1 protein-coding gene is annotated in these 654 nt (G+C 39.8%); it reads right to left on the bottom strand.

Annotation, left to right across the window (positions count from 1 at the left end; translation table 11 throughout):
- Nucleotides 1-85: 85 nt before the first annotated feature.
- The gene (locus ACFILZ_RS10095) at nucleotides 86-568 is read right to left on the bottom strand and encodes a hypothetical protein (RefSeq protein ID WP_375611088.1); all 483 of its coding nucleotides are present in this window, start codon (nucleotides 566-568) and stop codon (nucleotides 86-88) included.
- Nucleotides 569-654 lie beyond the last annotated feature (86 nt).

Raw genomic sequence — 654 nt, 5'->3', positions numbered from 1 at the left:
CATTATTGTTTCCTTGATTTGCGCGCAATTCCCCCGTGGCGTGAATCACGCTTGTGTTTAAAAATGGTTGGTTGTTAGAAAGTGCTTATACGCTCTGTCTTTTCCTAGGGATATGTTCGGCTTTTCTACTATAACTAATATGTGTGTTGCCTGAAATACATGTGTTACCACATACAACAGCTTCACCACCAATATGAGCTTTTTCACAAATTTTGGCATTGCCGTGAATTTCGGCTATTCCGTAAACTTGCGCATTATCGAAAATATGTGCATTGGATTCAACACAAGCGTTTCCAAAAACATTAGCATTTCCATAAATACGTGCATTACATGAGATACGTGCTCGTCCAAATACTTGTGCATTCTCATAAATTTGAGCATTACTGCAAACCTTTGCCTTATCCCTAACCCAACAATCGCCCTCATGAGAGAGGTTACCTTCATGCTCTATAAAACCACCAAGATCACCTTTCTTGACCTTTCCAAAGTCTCTCAGTGCACGAATGCGACGAACTGGTCGACGATAGAGGATGTCTATTTCATCAGTAAGTTCGTATTTTTTTTCCATGTTTTAAGTCGCCCTTATCTTAAAACAGTGTCATTTCCAGATACTTTTGTATTTCCGGTTACTTTGGCATTCTCGCAAACTAGTGC

The organism is Bartonella sp. AP40SXNS, from assembly GCF_042195825.1.
GTDB lineage: Bacteria > Pseudomonadota > Alphaproteobacteria > Rhizobiales > Rhizobiaceae > Bartonella.
Note: the sequence above shows the minus strand (reverse complement) of the source record. Positions and strands in the feature narration are given on the sequence as shown.

Bases quoted from the DNA above. Each gene is read 5' to 3' on its own strand.
- ACFILZ_RS10095 (WP_375611088.1), bottom strand. From the start codon at position 568: ATGGAAAAAAAATACGAACTTACTGATGAAATAGACATCCTCTATCGT.